Source organism: Novosphingobium sp. SG720, from assembly GCF_012275365.1.
Lineage (GTDB): Bacteria > Pseudomonadota > Alphaproteobacteria > Sphingomonadales > Sphingomonadaceae > Novosphingobium > Novosphingobium rhizosphaerae.
The window spans coordinates 433,443-453,360 of the sequence record NZ_JAAZQN010000001.1; the positions used below are offsets into that span (position 1 = coordinate 433,443).

19 protein-coding genes and 1 tRNA gene are annotated in these 19,918 nt (G+C 67.2%); 12 read left to right on the forward strand and 8 right to left on the reverse strand.

Annotated features, from left to right (window positions below; genetic code table 11):
• The first annotated feature begins 63 nt into the window (after positions 1 to 63).
• Positions 64 to 1,200 (forward strand): polysaccharide biosynthesis/export family protein, encoded by a 1,137-nt coding sequence (locus tag FHW94_RS01965; RefSeq protein ID WP_168554110.1) that lies wholly within the window; start codon positions 64 to 66, stop codon positions 1,198 to 1,200.
• A 51-nt stretch (positions 1,201 to 1,251) separates the two neighbouring features.
• Here FHW94_RS01965 and kdsA read toward each other — a convergent pair whose 3' ends face one another.
• Positions 1,252 to 2,082 (reverse strand): 3-deoxy-8-phosphooctulonate synthase, encoded by an 831-nt coding sequence (gene kdsA, locus FHW94_RS01970; protein ID WP_168554111.1) that lies wholly within the window; start codon positions 2,080 to 2,082, stop codon positions 1,252 to 1,254.
• Positions 2,083 to 2,277: 195 nt separating this feature from the next.
• Between kdsA and FHW94_RS01975 the strand changes: the two genes are divergently transcribed.
• Genes FHW94_RS01975 through FHW94_RS01995 form a run of 5 tightly spaced genes read left to right on the forward strand, consistent with a single transcriptional unit; the run spans position 2,278 to position 7,550 of the window.
• Complete coding sequence (locus tag FHW94_RS01975; protein WP_168554112.1) at positions 2,278 to 3,264, forward strand: KpsF/GutQ family sugar-phosphate isomerase; 987 nt, start codon at positions 2,278 to 2,280, stop codon at positions 3,262 to 3,264.
• 11 nt (positions 3,265 to 3,275) lie between these two features.
• Positions 3,276 to 4,097, forward strand: a complete 822-nt coding sequence (locus FHW94_RS01980; RefSeq protein ID WP_168554113.1) for a manno-octulosonate cytidylyltransferase — start codon at positions 3,276 to 3,278, stop codon at positions 4,095 to 4,097.
• Positions 4,094 to 4,705, forward strand: a complete 612-nt coding sequence (locus FHW94_RS01985) for a phosphoglycerate mutase family protein (RefSeq protein WP_168554114.1) — start codon at positions 4,094 to 4,096, stop codon at positions 4,703 to 4,705. Before FHW94_RS01980 ends, FHW94_RS01985 begins: the two co-directional genes overlap by 4 nt.
• On the forward strand, positions 4,702 to 6,363 hold the full coding sequence (locus FHW94_RS01990; RefSeq protein WP_168554115.1) for a beta-3-deoxy-D-manno-oct-2-ulosonic acid transferase: 1,662 nt from the start codon (positions 4,702 to 4,704) through the stop codon (positions 6,361 to 6,363). The genes FHW94_RS01985 and FHW94_RS01990 overlap by 4 nt, the downstream gene beginning before the upstream one ends.
• Entirely contained in the window at positions 6,360 to 7,550 is a 1,191-nt protein-coding gene (locus tag FHW94_RS01995) for a glycosyltransferase family 1 protein (protein WP_168554116.1), read from the forward strand. The genes FHW94_RS01990 and FHW94_RS01995 overlap by 4 nt, the downstream gene beginning before the upstream one ends.
• A gap of 4 nt (positions 7,551 to 7,554) precedes the next feature.
• Here FHW94_RS01995 and FHW94_RS02000 read toward each other — a convergent pair whose 3' ends face one another.
• Together FHW94_RS02000 and FHW94_RS02005 are read right to left on the reverse strand one after the other, a co-directional pair.
• A complete protein-coding gene (locus FHW94_RS02000) occupies positions 7,555 to 8,355 on the reverse strand; it encodes an aspartyl/asparaginyl beta-hydroxylase domain-containing protein (RefSeq protein ID WP_168555399.1) in 801 nt (266 codons plus the stop codon).
• Positions 8,356 to 8,360: 5 nt separating this feature from the next.
• Positions 8,361 to 8,978 (reverse strand): sterol desaturase family protein, encoded by a 618-nt coding sequence (locus FHW94_RS02005; RefSeq protein WP_349237418.1) that lies wholly within the window; start codon positions 8,976 to 8,978, stop codon positions 8,361 to 8,363.
• 97 nt (positions 8,979 to 9,075) lie between these two features.
• Here FHW94_RS02005 and FHW94_RS02010 point away from each other — a divergent pair, with 97 nt between their 5' ends.
• Complete coding sequence (locus tag FHW94_RS02010; protein WP_282599556.1) at positions 9,076 to 9,846, forward strand: SDR family NAD(P)-dependent oxidoreductase; 771 nt, start codon at positions 9,076 to 9,078, stop codon at positions 9,844 to 9,846.
• Positions 9,847 to 9,856: 10 nt separating this feature from the next.
• Here the strand turns inward: FHW94_RS02010 and FHW94_RS02015 are convergent, their stop codons facing one another.
• On the reverse strand, positions 9,857 to 11,350 hold the full coding sequence (locus tag FHW94_RS02015; RefSeq protein WP_349237419.1) for an LTA synthase family protein: 1,494 nt from the start codon (positions 11,348 to 11,350) through the stop codon (positions 9,857 to 9,859).
• Positions 11,347 to 11,511 (reverse strand): hypothetical protein, encoded by a 165-nt coding sequence (locus FHW94_RS02020; protein ID WP_168554117.1) that lies wholly within the window; start codon positions 11,509 to 11,511, stop codon positions 11,347 to 11,349. Before FHW94_RS02020 ends, FHW94_RS02015 begins: the two co-directional genes overlap by 4 nt.
• Before the next feature lie 67 nt (positions 11,512 to 11,578).
• Here FHW94_RS02020 and FHW94_RS02025 point away from each other — a divergent pair, with 67 nt between their 5' ends.
• The 5 genes from FHW94_RS02025 to FHW94_RS02045 all read left to right on the forward strand — a co-directional run bounded on the left by FHW94_RS02025 (position 11,579) and on the right by FHW94_RS02045 (position 18,484).
• On the forward strand, positions 11,579 to 12,886 hold the full coding sequence (locus FHW94_RS02025) for a capsular biosynthesis protein (protein WP_210425439.1): 1,308 nt from the start codon (positions 11,579 to 11,581) through the stop codon (positions 12,884 to 12,886).
• A 339-nt stretch (positions 12,887 to 13,225) separates the two neighbouring features.
• A complete protein-coding gene (locus tag FHW94_RS02030; RefSeq protein ID WP_168554118.1) occupies positions 13,226 to 14,137 on the forward strand; it encodes a hydrogen peroxide-inducible genes activator in 912 nt (303 codons plus the stop codon).
• A gap of 106 nt (positions 14,138 to 14,243) precedes the next feature.
• Positions 14,244 to 15,971 (forward strand): ABC transporter transmembrane domain-containing protein, encoded by a 1,728-nt coding sequence (locus FHW94_RS02035; RefSeq protein ID WP_349237420.1) that lies wholly within the window; start codon positions 14,244 to 14,246, stop codon positions 15,969 to 15,971.
• A 3-nt stretch (positions 15,972 to 15,974) separates the two neighbouring features.
• Positions 15,975 to 17,102 carry an HlyD family efflux transporter periplasmic adaptor subunit gene (locus FHW94_RS02040; RefSeq protein ID WP_210425440.1) on the forward strand — a complete coding sequence of 376 codons (1,128 nt, stop codon included), beginning with the start codon at positions 15,975 to 15,977 and terminating at the stop codon, positions 17,100 to 17,102.
• A complete protein-coding gene (locus tag FHW94_RS02045; RefSeq protein WP_168554119.1) occupies positions 17,099 to 18,484 on the forward strand; it encodes a TolC family protein in 1,386 nt (461 codons plus the stop codon). The genes FHW94_RS02040 and FHW94_RS02045 overlap by 4 nt, the downstream gene beginning before the upstream one ends.
• A gap of 29 nt (positions 18,485 to 18,513) precedes the next feature.
• On the opposite strand, the gene FHW94_RS02050 is transcribed toward FHW94_RS02045, so the two are convergent.
• The 3 genes from FHW94_RS02050 to FHW94_RS02060 all read right to left on the reverse strand — a co-directional run bounded on the left by FHW94_RS02050 (position 18,514) and on the right by FHW94_RS02060 (position 19,917).
• Positions 18,514 to 18,589 (reverse strand) — tRNA-Phe (locus FHW94_RS02050).
• Between the two features lie 135 nt (positions 18,590 to 18,724).
• Positions 18,725 to 18,892 (reverse strand): DNA gyrase inhibitor YacG, encoded by a 168-nt coding sequence (yacG, locus tag FHW94_RS02055; RefSeq protein ID WP_168555406.1) that lies wholly within the window; start codon positions 18,890 to 18,892, stop codon positions 18,725 to 18,727.
• Between the two features lie 11 nt (positions 18,893 to 18,903).
• Complete coding sequence (locus FHW94_RS02060) at positions 18,904 to 19,917, reverse strand: ribonuclease E/G (protein WP_168554120.1); 1,014 nt, start codon at positions 19,915 to 19,917, stop codon at positions 18,904 to 18,906.
• Between the last annotated feature and the right edge of the window lies 1 nt (position 19,918).

Sequence of the window (19,918 nt, forward strand, 5' to 3'; positions counted from 1 at the left end):
GGCTGGCCGTCCTCGCACACGAAGTGCCGACAGGCGGCATGACCTATTTTGCGGAACTATTTCATGAAGCTCCAAACCTCGCTTCTTTTAAGCACGACGCTGCTGCTCGGAGCGTGCGCCACTCTGCCGTCCAGCGGCCCGACCGGTAACCAGGTGACCAAGGCGGTGGCCAGCGACCAGCAAATGGGCATCGCGCTGGTGGAAGTGGACGGCCCTGCCCAAATTCCGCCGCAGGCCGCGGACGTCGGCAAGCGATTGAGTGACCGGCCGCCGCCGCCTACCGATATGGTCGGCCCCGGCGATGTGCTAAACGTGGCCATCTACGAAGCGGGTGTCACCCTGTTTTCGAATTCGACCGGCCTTTCAGGGGCTTCGGCCAGTGCTGGCATCGATACCGGCGCGCGCGCGCAGAATCTGCCTGAAATGCGGGTGGACGATAATGGCGACATCACGATACCCTATGCCGGCAAGCTGCGTGTGCTCGGCGAGACGCCGGTCGAGATCGGGCGGCAGATTCGCCTGGCGTTGCGCGGGTATTCGCAGAACCCCCAGGTTCTGGTGACGCGCCGTTCGGTCATCACCAATTCCGTCATCGTTGGTGGCGAAGTGGCAAAGCCTGGGCGCTTGGTACTCGACACCAACCGTGAAACGCTGTCCGATGTGGTGGCCTTGGCCGGTGGCTATCGCGGCAAGGCGAGCGATCTGATCGTACGCGTCAAGCGGCGCGATGAAAGTGCGGATTATCGCCTGAGCACGTTGCTCGACAATCCGACTCTGGATGTCCGTGCCTATCCCGGTGATCGCTATACGCTGATCTATGATCCGATGTCGTTCTCGGTGCTGGGGGCCGCAGGCAGGATGGACCAGATTCCCTTCGTCAGCGGAACTCTGACCCTGGCGCAGGCGATTTCGGCGGCGGGTGGCCCCAATCCAAACCTGGGCGATCCGGCGGCGGTGTTCGTGTTCCGCTACGTCGATGATCCGGCCAACGCGGGCCAGCGCAAGCCGGTGGTCTATCATATCAACATGATGCAGACCGGCAGCTATTTCCTGGCGCAGAACTTCTGGATGCAGAACAAGGATGTGCTGTACTTCGGCAACGCGCGCGCCAACCAGCCGAGCAAGGTGATCCAGTTGATCAGCCAGTTGTTCTCGCCGGTGGTGTCGGTGACCAGCGCCGTTTCCGTGGCCAAGAACTGATCGGGCCGGCATGGCCCCAGCTGCTGCGCGCAGTCAGAGCCCTGCCGGTGATCAACCCTCCTTCACCACCGAGTCGATGGCCAGGAGCCGCTTCCACAGCTCTTCGAAATCGGCCAGGGGCAGGGCGTTGGGCCCATCCGACAGGGCCTTGTCGGGATCGGGGTGTGTTTCCATGAATACCCCGGCCACGCCCGCCGCCACTGCCGCGCGGGCCAGCAGGGGCACGAATTCGCGTTGGCCGCCCGAGCGTTCGCCCAGGCCGCCGGGTTGCTGGACCGAGTGCGTCGCGTCGAACACCACCGGGCAGCCGGTCTGGGCCATGATCGCCAGGCCGCGCATGTCCGACACCAGAGTGTTGTAGCCGAACGAGGTGCCCCGTTCGCACAGCAGGAAAGCGTCGGGATCATGCCCGGCGGCGGTGGCCGCGTTGCGCGCCTTGTTGACCACCTGCTGCATGTCGGCCGGGGCCATGAACTGGGCCTTCTTGATGTTGACCGGCTTGCCGCTGGCAGCCACCGCTGCGATGAAATCGGTCTGCCGCGCGAGGAAGGCGGGCGTCTGCAACACGTCGACCACTTCGGCCACGGCGCTGACCTGGCTAGCCTCGTGCACGTCGGTGATGACCGGCAGGCCGGTCTCGCGGCGCACCTTTTCCAGGATGCGCAGGCCTTCGTCCATGCCCAAGCCGCGGAACGATTTGTCGGAACTGCGGTTTGCCTTGTCGAAGGAAGCCTTGAAAATGAGCATCAACCCCAGGCGATGCGCAATCGTTGCCAGCGTTTCGGCGATGGAAAACGTCATTTCCTCGCTTTCTATGACGCATGGTCCCGCAATTGCGAATAGAGGGGAGTTGGGATGAATCTCATGTCCGCAAAGGTTCATATGTGAGGGCTCGCCTGCCAGAATGGAGCAACATTTACTTTCATTCCGGACCAATTTTATCGGTTCGGGTGAACCAGGTGGATGGGCAACCCTTGGCGGGTATTGAAAAATCTGGCAACACCTTGTCGACAAAACGACAGCTGCATGCCCAGCGCCGAAGGACATCATGTGCATTTTAGAAAACTTCAGGCGGATATGTCCAGCAAGCTGATCGACGTGCGCTATGCTGCATCTGCACTCAAGACCATCGACATCGAGCTGGATGCCTTGCAGACCTTGCGCAGTGCCTTGCGCGCGCCCGAACTGCGCCGCTCGGTAGAGCTGGCGATCGAGGCATTGGCAACCACGCGGGGCCAGGTGGTGGTCACGGGCATGGGCAAGAGCGGGCATATTGCGCGCAAGATCGCCGCGACGATGCGGTCCACTGGAACTTCGGCGGTCTATCTCCATCCGGGCGAAGCGAGCCATGGGGACCTGGGGCTCATCACGCCCGACGACGTGGTGCTGGCGATCACATGGTCTGGCGAGACAAGCGAGCTGGGCGACGTTTTCCGCTATTGCAACCAGTGTGGCGTGAAGCTGATCGTGGCCACTTCGTTCCCCGACAGCACGGCCGGGCGCGCGGCGGACATCTGCCTGTCGATGCCGCCAGTGCGCGAGGCTTGCCCCAATGAATTGGCGCCCACGTCGTCCACCACCCTGCAACTGGTGCTGGGCGATGCACTGGCCGTGGCCCTGATCGAGGCGCGCGGGTTTACCTCTACCGATTTCCGCGTATTCCATCCCGGTGGCAAGCTGGGTGCACAACTGTGCACGGTGGGGGAAATCATGGGCACTGGCGATTCGATCCCGAAAGTGGGCAGCGACGCTTCGTTGACCAGCGCGACGATCGAGATGAGCCGCAAGCGCTATGGCTGCACTGCCGTGGTGGACCAGAACGAGCGGCTGATCGGGGCGTTTACCGATGGTGACCTGCGCCGTTGCATTGCCGCCTACGATCTGAACGACAACATCGGCCTGCACATGTCGCCCAATCCGCTCAGCGTCACGCCTGATACCCTGGCGTCTGATGCCCTGCGCATATTGAACGACAACGCCGTCTCGGTGCTGTTCGTGGTGGACGGCGAGCGGCTTGCCGGCATCGTTCACATCCATGACATCGTCAGGGCGGGTGCTGCCTGACCGGCACGGGCATGTCTTCCCCCGCCCAGGCCCTGATCGTGGTTCCGGCGCGCTTTGGTTCCAAGCGTTTGCCGGGCAAGCCCTTGCTGCCTATCGCCGGCCGAACTTTGCTGGAACGCGTCCATGCGGTGGCGCAGGCCGCAGCAGCCCTGGTCAATGATTGTAGCGTTGTGGTGGCCACGGACGACGCCCGTATAGCCGATCATGCCTGTGCCATCGGCGCGGCCGTGGTGCTGACCGACCCGGCGCTCGATTCCGGCTCTGCCCGCGCCTATGCCGCTGCCATGGCGCAGCCGCAGCGCCCCGATCTGGTGATTAATCTGCAGGGAGACGCGCCGTTCGTTCCGCCCGCCGTGGTTGCTGGCTTGGTTGCGGAACTGCGCGATGGCGAGGCCGATGTGGCGACGCCGGTCTATCGGCTCGATTGGGCGCGGCTCGACCGCTTGCGCCAGCACAAGGTGACGGCCCCGTTCAGCGGCACGACGTGCGTTCGCGATGCGCAAGGCCGGGCCTTGTGGTTTTCCAAGACGATCCTGCCCGCGATGCGCGATGAAGACCGGCTGCGCGCCAGCCAGCCAATGTCGCCGGTGTGGCAACACCTGGGCCTTTATGGCTATCGCCTGGCGGCACTCGAATGGTTTGCCCGCGCGCCGCAAAGCCCGGTCGAACTGCTCGAGGGGCTGGAGCAACTGCGCTTCCTGGAAGCGGGGCGGAAGATCGCCACGATTGCGGTCGATCCGCCGCTTCATGCGATGTCGGGCATCGATACCCCGGCAGACCTGGCCCTGGCCGAGGCCGCCATTGCGCGGTTGGGCGATCCGTTTCCGACATGACATCGCCCGCTGCAAGATTCGTGATCGTGCGCCATGGCAATACCTTTGCCGCCGGCGAACCGCCGCGCCGGATCGGCGCGCGCACCGATCTGCCGCTGACCGCGGCGGGGGAAACGCAGGCGGCGGTGCTCGGCCGGCATTTCGCCCAAGAGGGCTGGCACTTCGCGCAAGTGCTGGTTTCACCCTTGCTGCGCACCCGTGCGACCGCCGCGGCAATCATCGCGCATCAGCCCGGCGGTGAAGCCCTGGTGGCCCAGCCGTGCGAATGGTTGCGCGAGATCGACCATGGGCCGGACGAGAACCAGAGCGAGGAAAGCGTGGTCGCGCGCATTGGCGCCGATGCGCTATCTGCCTGGGATGAACGCGCCGTGCCGCCGCCTGGATGGATCGTCGATGGCGTGCGGCGCCTGGCCGCCTGGCGCGCTTTCCTCAAAGAGGCACAAGGCGACGTGCTGCTGGTCACCAGCAATGGCGCCGCGCGCTTCGCCTTGCTCGCCGCCGGAGCGGGGGCTGGCCAACCGCTCAAGCTCGCGACGGGCGCCTATGGTGTGATCCGTCGTGATGCTGGGGATGTGCTTCACATCGAAAGCTGGGGCATCCGGCCATGAGCGGGGTGCCATTGCTGCGTGCGCCGCCCTTTCCCTGGGCGGACGCGACGGTTGCGCTGCCACAGGTGTCGTCAGTGGGCATGGACGGGCCCTTGCCGGTGTCGCGGGGCCAGTTTGCCGATCTGCGCGCGGCGCGGGTGGGTGGCTGTTTCTGGGCGCCGCCGATCGTCGGGGATGACCCGATCGCGGTGGTGCTGCGGCCGGGTAGCGCGGCCGAAGTTGCCGCCCTCCTTGCCTATGATGAAGATGGGGCTGCGCTGTGGCTCGTGCCGCAATCGCCGGCCGGGTGGGGCCATGTGCTGGCCGGGCGCAACCTGCAGCCGGACGCGGTGGACCCGTGGTCGGTGCTGGATCGCGCGCGGTTCTTGGTGGCCCATGGCGACGATGAGTGGATCGCACTGGCCCGCATCGCCGGCGTTGCCGTGAAGGTGCTGTCGCCCGGCAGGTTTGGCGCGCCGGGCGACAGCGGCGATGCGCTCGACGCGCGGGCGGCATTGGCGTTGGCGCAGGCGCACTATCGCGACCCGTTTGGCGGTGGGGCCACGGGCCTTGCCGAAACGATCGATCTGTTGGCAACCTGGCGCGCCGCGCTGGATGGCAACCGGCAGATCGCCGCGGCCAGCGGCATGGCCTGGTGGAAGAAGGCGGAGATCCGCCGTTTCCTCTGGCACCCAGCGCGCCCCTTGCGCTTTGCCCGCAGCCCGGCGCGCGCCCTGGCGCTGGCCGAGCGGGCTGGCGGAGCCGTGGCGATCTGGCCATCGCGCGTTTCGCCGGGCCTGATTGCCCAAGCCCGGCAGCAGGGCGTGCCGCTGGTGCGGGTGGAGGACGGCTTCGTACGCTCGGTGGGGCTGGGGGTGGATCTGGTGCCACCATCGTCGGTCGTGGTCGATGCGCTGGGCATTCATTTCGATCCCGCCGGGCCCAGCGACCTGGAAGCGGTGCTGGCCAATGCGGGCTTTTCGCCACGCCTGCTGGCGCGGGCACGGGCCTTGCGCGAAACGATCGTGGCCGCCGGGATCAGCAAGTATGCGGCCGATACCCAGGCTACCGTGCCACCGCGCGCCGAGCCGGGGCGGCGACTGGTGCTGGTGCCGGGGCAAGTGGAAGACGACATGTCGGTGCGGGCCGGCGGGCATGGCCTGGCTTCCAACCTGGAACTGGTGCGCCGCGCCCGCCTGGCCGAACCCGACGCGGAGATCTGGTTTCGGCCCCATCCTGATGTTGATGCCGGGCATCGCAAGGGCGCCGTGCCAGACGCGCAAGTGCTCGCCCATGCCGATCGCGTGGTGCGGGGTGGGGGCATGGCGCCGCTGCTCGATGCCGTCGATGCGGTGCATGTGCTGACCTCGCTCGCCGGTTTCGAAGCGCTGCTGCGCGGGCGCGAGGTGGTGTGCCACGGCACGCCGTTCTATGCCGGCTGGGGACTGACGCGTGACCTGGCGCCGGTGCCCGATCGGCGCGGCCGGGCGCTGTCGCTCGATGCGCTCGTGGCTGGCGTCCTGATCCTCTATCCGCGCTATCTCGATCCGGTGACCGGTTTGCCCTGTCCACCCGAAGTGCTGGTGGGCCGCATGGCCGGCGCGCGGGCCACCAATCGCCTGCGCTGGATCGCGCCCTTGCGCCGCATCCAGGGCAGGCTCATGGCGGCGCTGCGATGACCCAGATGATCCTTGACGTTTCCCGGCTGATTTCCCGCATGCATTATTCCACCCCGTCCGGGGTCGATCGGGTGGAAATGGCCTATGCGCGGGGCTTGCTCGCGCGCTTGGGCGAGGGGCTGGCGTTTGCTGCGGTCCACCCCACCGGCCTCTATGGCCGCCTGCGTCGCAGCGCCATCCTGCCCTATCTGGACGAATTGGAGCGGCGTTGGTCGAGCGAGGAGAACGGGCCCGAGCGTCGCTCGGTGGTGTCCAACCTGCCGCAACTGTTCCAGCTTCTGCCACAGCGTCCGGCGGGCAGGGGGCAAAAGTCGGTCTATATCCAGGTTTCGCCGCACCATCTTGCCAAGGTGGCCAAGATCCGGCGCATCCTGGACCGGGAAAATGCGCAGTTCGCCTGCCTGGTGCACGATCTTATTCCCATCGAATTTCCCGAATATGCCCGGCCCGATGGCGCGGCACTGCATCGCCGCAGGATCGAGGCGGTGACCAGCCTGGCCGATCTCGTGATCGTCAATTCCGCGGCGACCGGCCGCGCCATGCAGCCGTGGATCGACCGGTCGGGCCGATCCATCGCCATGGCCGTGGCGCTGCTGGGCACCGTGCCGATGGTCCCCACCGCGCCATGGCAGGGTGACGGGCGCCCCTATTTCGTGTGCCTGGGCACGATCGAGCCGCGCAAGAATCACCTTCTCCTTCTGCACATCTGGCGCCATCTGGCAGAAACCCTGCCAGCGGGCCGCGTGCCCAAGCTGGTGATCATCGGGCGGCGCGGCTGGGAAAACGAACAGGTGGTGGACCTGCTGGAACGCTGCCCGGCGCTCGATGGCCATGTCGAGGAACTGAGTGGCTGCCCGGATCGCCAGCTTTCCGCCGTGCTGCGCGGCGCCAAAGGGCTGCTGATGCCTTCGTTTGCCGAAGGCTATGGCATGCCGGTGGCCGAGGCGCTTTCGGTCGGCACGCCCGCGCTATGCAGCGATATCCCCGCCTTGCGTGAAGTGGGCGGGGCAGTGGCGGACTATCTCGATCCGCTCGATGGCCCGGCCTGGGCCAGGGCCATTGTCGATTTTGCCGGCGATGGCCCGATGCGGCAGGCGCAGTTGCAGCGCATCCCCGCCTGGCACAATCCCACCTGGGACGAACATCTCGATACGGTGGTGACGGCGCTGGCGGGCCTGGAGCGCTGATCGATCAAGCCGGCTGGATGTTGCGCGCGGCTGCCTCGCGATCGATCGCGCGCTTGATGTCCTTGACGAAGCGGGAGTGGCGCACCGCCCCCAGGAAGATGTTCTGGATCAGGTTGCCGACAAAGCGGCAGGGGCGCTTGATCTGGATCAGCAGGATGTAGCGATCCTCGTCCGTCTCGTTCCACACTTCGTGATTGAACATGTCGTCGAACAGGAAGGACTGGCCGTCTTCCCAATGGAGGACGTGCAACCGCTCGCCTTCTTCAAGATGCATCCGGCATTTCTCGCGCTCGCGCGGGGCCTTGAGCGCGAGGTGATAGGTCAGCATGCCCTTGGTCATGCCGAAGTGGCGGGGAATGTGCCCGCCTGCTTCCATCACCGAGAAGTTGGCCGTGACCAGGCCGGGAACAGCCTCGATCAGGCGTGCGGTAACCGGCGCGCGCGCCGCGTTGCCGGTCATGCGATAGCCATAGCCTTTGAGGAACAGCGTGCGCCAGCGGCGATCCTTGGCGATGCGGCCGTGATCGAACGAGATATCCCCAAGCGAGGGAATGTCCTTGGCGCGAATCGCCAGTGCTTCGTCGCGAATCGCTTCCCAGTGGCGTTCCAGCTCCGCAATCCAGGGGAAGAACGCCTTGTCCTGAACTGCCGCATCGGGAATGCGCGAATTGCGCATGATCACACGGTCGATGCCCGGCCGCAATTCCTTGCCGATCTGGTATAGCGACTTGCCGACGAACGGGACTTTCCAGCCGCGCGCGTTGACGGTCTGCTGCCATTTCGACGGTTGCTTGCCAGCTGTCATCTGCGTCACTTCAGCGATTTGATCCTGCTGGCAAACACGCGATCCCAGAAGATCGCCGAGATGGCATAGTTGCCATGCCCGTCGACGAAGTGATGGCGCATGTGATGGCGCTTGATCGCCGAAGCGAAGCGCCCGCGCATGGGCCACTGGTGGCAGGCATAGTGCAGAATATCATAGGCGACATAGCCGCTGATGAAGCCCAGGAACAGCCAGCTTCCGGCGGGCCCGATCGCCAGGACCGACAGCAGCCAGACCGCCGCGGCGATGGGCAGGCTCACGGGCAGCGGCATGAGATCGCGCAGCGCGTCGTTGGGGTTGTCGTGGTGGTTGCCGTGAATCAGGAACACGAACCGTCGCACCGCCGCCATGTTGACGTGCCAATGGAACAGGAAGCGGTGCATCGCATATTCGAACAGCGTCCACACCAGCAGGCCCGCCCCCACCAGCGCGAGCGCTGGAAGCGGTTTGGCGGTGCCCCACGCGGCCCACGCAATGGATGGCAGAAGAACCGCCCATGCCAGCGCAAAAGTACGCCAAGAGATCAGCGTAAGGCGCTCAAGGCGGTCGTTACGAAACAGCCTGATGCGCTGCGGTATGTTTTCGGAAGAAAGCATCTTGATCATGCAGGACATGATGCGCCATCGCTTGTCAAGCCTCCATGCTACTGGATGTAGCCTCTTTGCGACGATTGGATGGCCTGATAAAAAGGACGTATTACCGTTGGTTAATCCCACCATTTCGGTTCTAGTTGTCGGGGCGTCGGGCGGCTTGGGCAGTGCCATCGCACGGCGCTATGCAGACCACGGCACCTACCTGTCGCTGTGGGGGAGGGATCTGAAACGTCTTGAAACGGTCGCTTCCTTGTGCGCTGCAAAAGGGGCCGTGACGCAGGTGCGTTCGCGTGACCTGATGGACATTCCGGCGGCCGTCGCGGCGATCGTGGCCGAAGATGCCGCCAGGCCGTTCGACATCGTGGTGTTTGCATCGGGCCGCGGCGATATTCGCGCGGCTGATGACAGTGTGGAACAGCCAGCGCTGGTGGCAGAGCTGGCACTGGTCAATTTTGCCGCGCCAGCTGCGTTGGCGGCGGCCGTGGCACGCGCGATGGCGGCACGGGGGCGGGGGCAGATCGTGCTGATCGGATCGGCGGCGGGGTTTCACTCGCTGCCCTTCGCCACCGCCTATTCCGGCACCAAGGCAGGCCTTGCCCGCTTTGCCGACGCGCTGCGCCTGGCCATGCGCAGCCACGGGGTGGGGGTTACGCTGGTGTCCCCCGGCTTCATCGATACGGCGGCCGGCAGGCAGGTGCCGGGGCCCAAGCCGATGCTCATGGCGCCCGATGCCGTGGCAGACCGAATCGCCCGCGCGGTGAACCGACGGCAGGCGCACCTTGTCCTGCCCTGGCCTTTCGTGGCGTTGCGCTGGTTCGATCGCATCCTGCCGCGCCGCTTGCGCGATCGCCTGCTGGTCTCGCTGGCGCCGCCGCGCTGATCCGGCGGGTTCAGGTCTTGCCGGTGGGCGTGCCCAGCGCCAGATCCAACACGGCGTGGTGCAGGCCGGCTGGCGTGAGATCGGCTTGGGGCGCTGCGCCCTTGATCGGCTGCCCGGCGCAATCGAACCGCACGATCGCATAAGGGGTATGGCGGTCGCCGCCCGGCGCGGTCGCACCGGGAATGCTGGGGCAATGATCGCCGAAGAACACCAGCGCCACCGGCTCTGCTCGCTCGCGCGCCAGGTCCGACAGGCTGGCGGCAAGGCGGGCAAGCATGGCGTCGCTGTTGCGCACCAGGCGCAGATAGCCCGGCACCAGGCCCTGCTGGCCATCCCCGGCCCACGGCCCATGGTTTTCGATCGTGACGGCATAGAGCAGCGTGGGCTGCCTGGCTGAAGCGGCCATGGCCAAGATCACGTCGGCCATGGCGGCGTCCGTCACATAGCGCCCCTCGCCCGGGGCGGGTGGCGCGAAGTCTGCTTCGCCCACCAGCCGGGCAAAACCGCCTGCCGGCATGATGCGATCGCGGCCGTAGAAGCGCATGTCGTGCGGATGGAGGAAGGCGCTGTCCCACCCCGCGCCGCGCAGGCGGGCGGGCAGCGCCCAGGACCCTTCGCCTTCGGCTGTCAGGAACGGATCATAGCGACGGAAGCCCAGTTCTTCTTCCTCGCGCCCGAACAGCACGCCGTATTCGGTGCGCATGGTATAGGCGCCAAAACCGCTCACGTTGAGGCGCCCGTGCTGCCACGCATCGCACCGCGCCGCCGCCAGGCCGGGCAGGGCGAGCGCGGGATCGCCAAACAGTTCGGCTGGATCGGCAAAGCTTTCGCACTGGATCATCACGACCAGGCCGGGCGCATCGACCGGGGCATGGCGGGCGATCGGTGGGCAGGCGGGCGGGTCCACGCTTTCGCGCCAGCGCCGCCAATAGAGCAGGATAACGGGCATCAACCCATGTCGCGCAACATCGGCCGTGGCGTCGGGACGGGTGATCGCCCGGCGGAACCCCGCGCTGCGCAGCGCCAGAACCAGCGCGCCCAGCCCGATCAGCACGAGCGCGAGCCCGGCCAGGTGAAACACCGGCGTGGCTACGAACAGCGCCCCGAACAGCCCGAGTAGCGCCAGCGCCACCACGGCCGCCACGGCGCGCTGCCAGGGGGCAACCGCCGACAGGTAGAACTGTGGATGGCGAAAGATCGCCCCGATCAGCGCGAGATCGGAAAACAGCAGCGGTTCGCCCAGCATGGCGTTCTTGGCGTTGGATGCCACGGCAAACAGCGCGGCCAGGCCCAGCGCCAGCGCGCAGGCGACCATGGCGTTGCCGCAAACCGCCAAGACCGCGCCGAACACGGCAACGAGCACGGCGGCGTTGAGGCACAGCCCCTGCCAGCTGCGCAGGCCCCGCGCGGGGCGAGGCCGAACCAGCGCATCGAGCAGGACGCCGCCGACCAGCAGGAGCAGGGCAGGCGGCAGGATCTGCAGTGTAAGTCCTTGCAACGTCACGCGTGTTCCATATCCGCCAGATCGTGAATCGGCAGGAAAGGTAGATGGGCAGAAAAGCGCCGGCGCGGCTCATAGCCGGGGCCGCGCGCGCTGTCATCCGTCATCCAACCGGCTTCGGGCCACCGGGAATTGATCCATTGCGGCAAGTCGATCTTGTCCACGGCGCGCGCGGACACTAACGCTCGGGCCAGGTGCATGGGACCGCCTACCCAGGAGTTTTGCTTTCGAATGCAAGAGTTGCCCAATTCGCCGCCCGTGCCGCCGCATTTGGATTTCCCTGCCGCCGCCCCCTCCGCCACGATCCCATCCGACAGCGATTCGGGCCCGCGCACGATCCTGTTGCTGCAAGGGTTGATGGGCCCGCTGTTTCACGAGCTGGGCAAGGCGCTGCTGCGCGCCGGCCACACCGTGTACAAGGTCAATTTCAACGGTGGCGACCGGCTGTTCTGGCGCTTGCCCAACGGCATGGACTATCGCGATTCGCTCGATCGCTGGCCGGCGTTCTTTGCCGATCTGGTTCGGAACAAGGGTGTAACCGATGTGGTGCTGTTCGGCGATTGCCGCGACCACCACCGCCCGGCGATTCGCGTCTGCCAGGACCTGAGCGTGGCGGTCCACGTGTTCGAGGAAGGCTATATCCGCCCTGACTGGGTCACGCTGGAACGCGGCGGAGTGAACGGCAATTCGTCGCTGCCCAGCGATCCGGCCTGGTATCGCGCAACCGCCGCGGCCCTGCCGGCGGTTCCGCCCCACGCGCAAGTGCCGTCTTCGTTCCGCCGCCGCGCGGCCGAAGGGCTGGCCTACAACTTTGCCGACGTGTTCACCCGCTGGTACTACCCGCATTGGACCAACCACCGCCCCTGGCATCCGCTGGTGGAGGCGATGGGCTGGTGGCGCAAGCTCTCGCGTCGCAAGGCGCGCCAGCGCGATGCGGGGGCCTTGCTCCATCGCCTGGGAACACGGGAAGACCGGTTTTTCCTGTTTCCGTTGCAGCTCGATTCGGATGCGCAGATCCGCCTGCATTCGCCCTTTGCGGGGATCGCCGACGCGCTGCGCTTGATCGTGGGGTCGTTTGCCGCGCATGCCCCGGCCGATGTGCGGCTGGTGGTGAAGGAGCACCCACTGGATAACGGGGTGCGCGATTGGCAGCAGGAAACCGCCGACATGGCGCGCCTGTTCGGCGTGGCCGACCGGGTGGATTACCTGAGCATGGGCGATATCGTGCCGGTGATCCGCCGCTCGCTGGGGGTGGTGACGATCAACAGCACCAGTGGCACGCTGGCCCTGGCCGAAGGCGTGCCGGTGGTGGCGCTGGGCCACGCGGTCTATGATATGCCGCAGATCACCTGCCAGGACGGGCTCGACGCGTTCTGGCAGAATCCCGTGGCGCCCGACGTGGAAACTTTTGCCGCGTTCCGCCGTGTGCTGATCGAGCGGTGCCTCATTCCCGGCGGATTCTTTTCCGCCCCGGCGCTGGAAAAGGTGGTGCGCCACGCTGTCGCCCGGTTGGAGCGCCGGCCGATCGCCCCAGAGTGATTTCATGCGTTTCGTGCAAGTGACGCATGGGGAAAGCGGGAGTTGACGGAGGGGTGGGAGCTGCGACGCCCCGCCTTTCGCTTTGGCGCGCATGCAGCACATCGTGTCGGCGAGGCGTGCAAAAAAAAGGCCGGTCTTGCGACCGGCCTTGGAAAGTTTGGGAGAGGATGCCTGAAAGGCCCGCTCTCAATGGGGGAATTCCCCGAGTCTGACAAATGCGAATAACGGTACCATAGTTGCGTTTCATGCAACTATTCGCCCCAGGGGCCGCTTGGGGCTTGGTCAGCGCGGCCGGTTCACGCTAAGACCTGGTGCACCGATCGCGGGGAGGCACGAGGCATGAGCGAAACCACGGCATGGCCCAGCCTGCGCCAGCTGCGCTACCTGGTGGCGCTGGCCGAATGCGGCAACTTCACCCGCGGCGCGGCGGCTGTGGGCGTTTCGCAGCCCTCGTTTTCGCAGCAGATCCATCTGCTTGAAAGCCTGCTGGGCGGCGCCGTGGCCGAACGCGGCGGGCGCGTGGTGCTGACGCCGCTGGGGCGCGAGGCCGTGGCCGCCGCGCGCCGCGTATTGGCCGAGGCGGAAGGCTTTGCCGATCTTGCCCGGCGCCACCGCGAGGGCGAACTGGCCGGCACGCTGCGCCTGGGCGTGTCGCCCACGCTGGGGCCCTATATCCTCCCGCAACTGGTGGCGCGCCTTCATGCCACGCACCCCACGCTCAAGGTGCATGTGCGCGAAGGCCTGCCCGATGCCCTGCTCGAACACTTGGCCGAAGGGCGCCACGATACTGTGCTGGTGCAACTGCCAGTGGCAGAGCAGGGATTCCACATCGAGCGCTTGTTTCGTGAACCGATGTTTCTGGCCATGGCGGCGGACGATCCGATGGCGGCAGTGGCGCAAGTGCGGCCCGAACACCTTGCCGGACGCGGGCTGTTGACCATGCAGCCCGAATACCGCCTGAGCCAGCAGGTGGCTGCCCTAGCCGAACGATCCGGCGCACACGTGCTGCGCGATTACGAGGGCACGAGCCTGGATGCCGTGCGCCAGATGGCCGGGATGGGCATGGGGCTGGCGCTGCTGCCCCAGCTTTATGTGCGGCAGGAAATCGGCGAAGGGGGCGACGTGATCGTGCGGCCGTTTGCCGGCGGCCGGCCCTATCGCGAAATCGGACTGGTGTGGCGCGCCGGGGCAGGGCGTTCGCGCGACCTCGTGCTTCTGGCAGAGACGTTGCGGAGCATTGCCGAACGATAGGAAAAACCTATCGAAAGCATAGGTGCACACCGTATTGGCGCAATGCGCGGCGAAATCCACCTTAGCGGGCAGCACAATCCACGCCCGGCAAGGAAGGCCGCCTTTCATGGACGCAAGCGCCCAAGACCCATCCCACCCCCACCATGCCCCCGGCGGGCAAGCCGGCCACGGCCACCGGTTGACCATGCGCGACTTGCGGCGCTGGACCAGCCTGGTGCTCTCTCCCGACAAGGCCTTCATCCGCCTGGCGCTGGTCTATGGCGCGGCGATTTCGCTCTTGTCGCTGGCCACGCCGATCTCGGTGCAGCTGCTGATCAACTCGGTGGCCAACATCGCGCTGCCCGCACCGTTGTTTACCCTGGCACTGGTGCTGTTTGCCCTGCTGCTGCTGGCCGGTGCGCTGATGGCGTTGCGCGTGGCGATCATGGCGCGGTTCGAGCAGCGCTTTTTCGCGCGCCTGGTGGCCGAGATCACCACGCGGGCGATCCATGCGCAGAACCCGTTCTTCGTCGACGCACGGCACGGTGACTTGTTCAACCGCTTTTTCGACATGGGCACGGTGCAAAAGGCGCTGACCAGCCTGGTGATCGGCGGCTTTGCCATCGTGCTGCAAAGCCTGGTGGGCCTGGTCGTGACGAGTTTCTACCACCCGTTCTTCCTGGCGTTCAACGTGGTGCTGGTGCTGGTGGTGCTGGTGATCTGGCGCGCCTGGCTGCTGCCCTCGCTGGGCAGTGCCGTGGCCAAGAGCCATGCCAAGCATGCCGCCGCGCATTGGCTGGAAAGCCTGGGCGCTTCGAACGGGTTCTACAAGTCTGGCCGCCACATCAACTTTGCCATCGACCGCAGCGAGGCGATGACCGCCACGTATGTCGCCGCGCACCGGCGCCATTTCCGCCACACCTTCAGCCAGACGCTGTGCCTGTTGCTGGTCTATGCCCTGGCCAGCGCCGGGCTTTTGGCGATGGGCGGCTGGCTGATCCTGCAGGGCGAGCTTTCGGTGGGGCAACTGGTTGCGGCCGAACTGATCCTGTCGGGCGTGTTCTATGGTATCGCCCAGTTGGGCGGCTATCTCGAGGTGTTCTACGACCTGGCCGCCGGGCTGGAAGAACTGGCGCTGTTCTGGGACGTGCCGCAGGAGGCCGCGCCGGCGGCCGATGCCCTCGCGCTGCCCCATGGCGCCATCCGTTTCCAGGGTGTGGTGCTGGGCGATCACCGCCTGGACTTCGCGATCGAAAGCGGGGAGCACGTGGGCGTGCTGGCAGCGCCGGGGGTGGAGCGCAGCGTCACCACCCTGCTCAAGCGGTTGGCCACGCCCGAACGCGGCCTCGTGCGCGTGGGCGGCGCCGACCTGGGCACCTTCGACATGGTGCGCCTGCGCGCCGATGTGGTGGTGCTCGATCGCCCGACGATCGTGGAAATGACCGTGCGCGATTACTTGCGCCTGGCCGCGGCGGGCCAGCCTGACGGGCGCGGCGGGGGCGCGCTCGATGCCCTGGCGCTGGTCGGGCTGGACGAGCGGGTGGGCGCCTTGCCCGCAGGCCTGGATACCATGCTGTCCAGCTCGGGCTGGCCGCTGGCGGTGGGCGAAACCATGTTGCTCAAGCTGGCCGGGGCGATCCTGGCTTGCCCGCGGGTGCTGGTGCTGTCCCCGCTCTACGACATGCTGGAGCCCGAACGGCTGGGCCAGGTGCTGGCCGTGTTGCGCCCGCACGGCACCACGGTGCTGCATTTCACCGGCCGCCCGGGGGCGGTGGCGCACGATGCCTGGCTGCATCTGGGCGAAACCGTCCAGCGGCGCAGCGCCAGTCTGCAAGATACCGGAAAGGAGGGCTGAACCATGGCAAGCCGTGCGCAGGAGATGTTGCGTTTCCCCACGCTGGCCAGTCTGCGGCCGCCGCGCATCGCCGTGGCGCTGGGCTGGATGATCGGCATCGCCATTCCGCTGGTGGTGCTGGGCGCTCTGCTGATCCCCTGGGTGCAGACCGCGCCGGGTACGGGGCAGGTGGTTGCGCTCAACCCCGCAGACCGCGTGCAGCAAGTGACCGCGCTGGTGCCCGGCCGGGTGGAGCGCTGGTATGTGACCGACGGGCAAAGCGTGAAGGCGGGAGACCCGATCGCGCGGGTGGTGGACAACGATCCCGGCCTGCTGGAGCGGCTGGCGGCCGAACGCGCCCAAGTGCTGGCGCAGATCGTGGCCAGTGAACAGGCCATGGCCGTCGCCCGGATCGACGTGGGCCGCTCTGCCCAGTTGCTGGCCGATGGCCTTGCCGCGCGGCGCGATTTCGAAAACGCGCAGATCAAGGTGGCCGAACACGGGGCCAAGCTGGCCGAGGCGCGCGCCAAATTGAGCCGCGTGGACATTGCCCGCACCCGGCAATCGGCCCAGTTGGTGCGCGCGCCGCGCGATGGCCGCATCCAGGCGCTCAACACCGCCGCCGGGGCCACGCTGGTCAGCGCGGGCGATTGGCTCGCGTCGCTGGCACCCGAACGCCCCGTGCGGGTGGTGGAACTGATGGTCGACGGGCGCGACGTGGCGCTGGTGCGGCGCGGGCAGGGCGTGCGGCTGCATTTCGAAGGCTGGCCGGCGATCCAGTTCAGCGGCTGGCCTTCGGTGGCGCAGGGCATGTTCGATGGCCGGGTGCGCAGCATCGATCCGTCGGCCCAGGCCAATGGCCTGTTCCGCGTTCTGGTGGAGCCCATGCCTGGCAAGCCGGCCTGGCCCGATGACCATTTCACCCGCCTGGGTTCGCGCGTGCGCGGCTGGATCCAGATGGAAACCGTCAGCGTCGGCTATGAACTTTGGCGCCAGCTCAACGATTTCCCGCTGGAATTCCAGCGCCCGGTGGAAACCGGCCCGCGCAAGGGCGCCGGCAAGGGCCTGGCTGACAAGGACGCGGCCAAGGCCAAATCGGCCAAGGCGGGCGATTATGCCGGCGGCAAGGACGGCGGGGAGGAGGAAAAGTGATCCGTACCCTGATCGCCGCCTGCGCCCTGCTGGTCAGCCAGGGCGCGCTGGCCGCCGAACTCACGCTCGATGCGGTGCTGCGCGCTTCGGCCCGTCACCAGCCGCTGGTGCTCGAAGCCCTGGCCCGGCAGCGCGCCGCCGATGCCCGCACCCTGGCCGCGCAAGGCCTGTTCGACATGGTGTTCGAAACCGAAGCGCAGGCGCGGCCACTCGGCTATTACGACAATGCCCTGGCCGACGTGAAGCTGACGCGGCCGATGACCAACAATGGCGGACAGGTCTATGGCGGCTATCGCATCTCCGCCGGGCGCTTTGCCACTTACGACGGCAAGAACGTGACCAATGGCCTGGGCGAAGTGCGCGCCGGCGCGGTGTTTTCCCTGCTGCGCGACCGGCTGGTAGACGAACGCCGCACCAAGCTGGCACAGGCGCAGGGCGATGCCGCGATTGCCGATCTCGATCGGGTGATGGTGGCGATCGGCGTACAGCGCCGCGCGGCCGATGCCTATCAGCAGTGGGTGGCGGCCGGCCTGCGCATGCGAACCTATCGCGACCTGCTCGATCTGGCGCGTCAGCGCCAGGCCTCGATCGAGCGGCAGGTGCAACTGGGCGCCCGGCCGGCGATGCTGGCGGTGGAAAACCGCCAGAACATCGTGCGGCGTGAAGCCTTGCTGGTGCGCTCGGAACAGGACCTGGCGGTGGCGGCCCAGGCGCTGTCGCTGTTCTGGCGCGATGATCTGGGCCAGCCGATCGTGGCGCGCGGCGAAGACCTGCCGGCCGCGTTTCCCGATGGGGTGGCGCCGCGCCTGGCCGATACCGCCACGGTCCTGGCCGGGCGCCCCGATCTGCAGATCCTGCTCGCCCGGGTGCAGCAGGCGCAGTTGCGCGGCGATCTGGCCAGCAACGACATGCTGCCCAAGCTGGACCTGCGGGTGGAAGCGGCCAAGGATTTCGGCCCCGGCAGCCCCACGCGCGCACCGGGCGAAGTGTTATTTGGCGTGCGCCTGTCGATGCCGCTGGAACAGCGCGCCGCGCGTGGCCGCCTGGCCGAAGCCCAGGCCGATGCCGATGCCCTGGCCCATCGCCTGCGCCTGGCCGAACAGCAGATCACCGCAGACCTGGCCAGCCTGCGCGTGCAGGTCACCGGGTCAGAACGCCTGGCCACCCTGGCCGCCGACGAAGCCCAGCTGGCGCGCCGCATGGCCGAAGCCGAACGCCGCCGCTTTGCCCTGGGCGCCAGCGATTTCCTGCCGGTCAACTTGCGCGAGGAAGCCGCGGCCGATGCGCAACTGCGCCAGATTGACGCGCTCTACCGCCACGCCGCGGCGCGCGCGGAACTCGCCGCCAGCCTGATGGACGGAGCCAGCCTGGGCCTGGAATGAAGCGGGCGGGAAAATGTCGAGGAAGGAAGTGGTGCCCGGGGACGGAATCGAACCGCCGACACCGTGATTTTCAGTCACGTGCTCTACCAACTGAGCTACCCGGGCATGCCGCTGGCGGGCCGTTGGGCCGGCGCCTTGCGTTTGGTGAAGCGCCCTATGGCGAGGCCGCCGGGGCTTGTCCAGCCCTCTAATGCATCTATTTTTCCACAATCGGGATTTTTGGGCGGGCGGCCGGCGCGCTCAATCGGGGCCTTCTTCCTCGGCATCGGCCGCGGGGCCGGGCAGGGCATAGCCGTCTTCCAGCCAGCGCACCAAGTCACGGTCGCGGCAGCGGGTAGAGCAGAACGGTTTGTGCGCATCGCTACGCGGCTTGCCGCAGATCGGGCAGCGTTTGGGCGTGGTGGTCATGGGCCTGGTGGTCATGGTTGAGTCGCCTGGGCAAATCCGGCGGTGGGTGCAAGCGTTTCGTCCAGCGACCAGTGTACCACGCGCCCGGCGCGGCGCGCCAGTTCGGCTTCCCACGCGGGCAGAACGGCGCGGCGCAAGGCGGGGTGGCAGGTCAGCAGTAGGGCGCCGGGCTCGCGCACGCGTTCGGCGCGCCGCAGCAGGCGCCGCGCCGCTGCGCCCAGCGGCTGGCGCGCGAACAGTGCGGGAAGGGACGGGCGTTCCAGGCGCGAGACGATCTGCACGAAGCCGAAGCCGTTCATCGCCGTGCGCTCCCCGCGCCAGCCGGTCTGGGCACCCAGCAGGGCCAGTTCCTCTGCCAGGGCAGCGTCCACCGCCTGGCGATCACGCTTTTCCGCAAGGGTGGGAAAATCGATGCCGATCGAACCGCCGATATCCATGCGCATGATCGCGCAGGCAATCGCGGGCACGGCGGCCAGCGCCAGGGCGGGCAGCGGCGGGCTGCCATCCACGTCGATCAGGGTCATCGCCGGGGTCGGGCTGATGCACAAGGCGCCGCGCGCAAAGGCGATGTCACCGGTCATCGCTTCGTCCACCAGGTCTTCCCAGCCGGCCTGGTCCAGCGCGGGATCGGTGGCGTGGATGGTCCGCACCGGCAAGCCGGTGGTGGCCAGTTGCTCGGCCAGGGTGGGGGCGGGACGTGCTTCTTCGGCAGGGCCGGCGGGGCGAGCCATGGGCAGCTTGGTGCGGCCTTTTTCGGCAATGGCGGCGCGCGTCACGCGGAACAGGCCGGATGCGCCTTCGGGCAGGGTCGGCGTCAGGCCATCGACCAGGGCGATAGCGCCATCGGCAAACTGCACCGTGCCGCGCCGGGTGCCGGCAAGGCGGCTGGCCACGCGCGCCGGTGCCACCAGACCCGGGGCCAAACCACCGGACCATTCCACCCGCGCGGCCAGGATCGTGCCGCCGTCGACCAGCGCGGCGCGGGTTTCACCGATGCCTTGCTCCACCAGCCAGGTGGCAGTCATG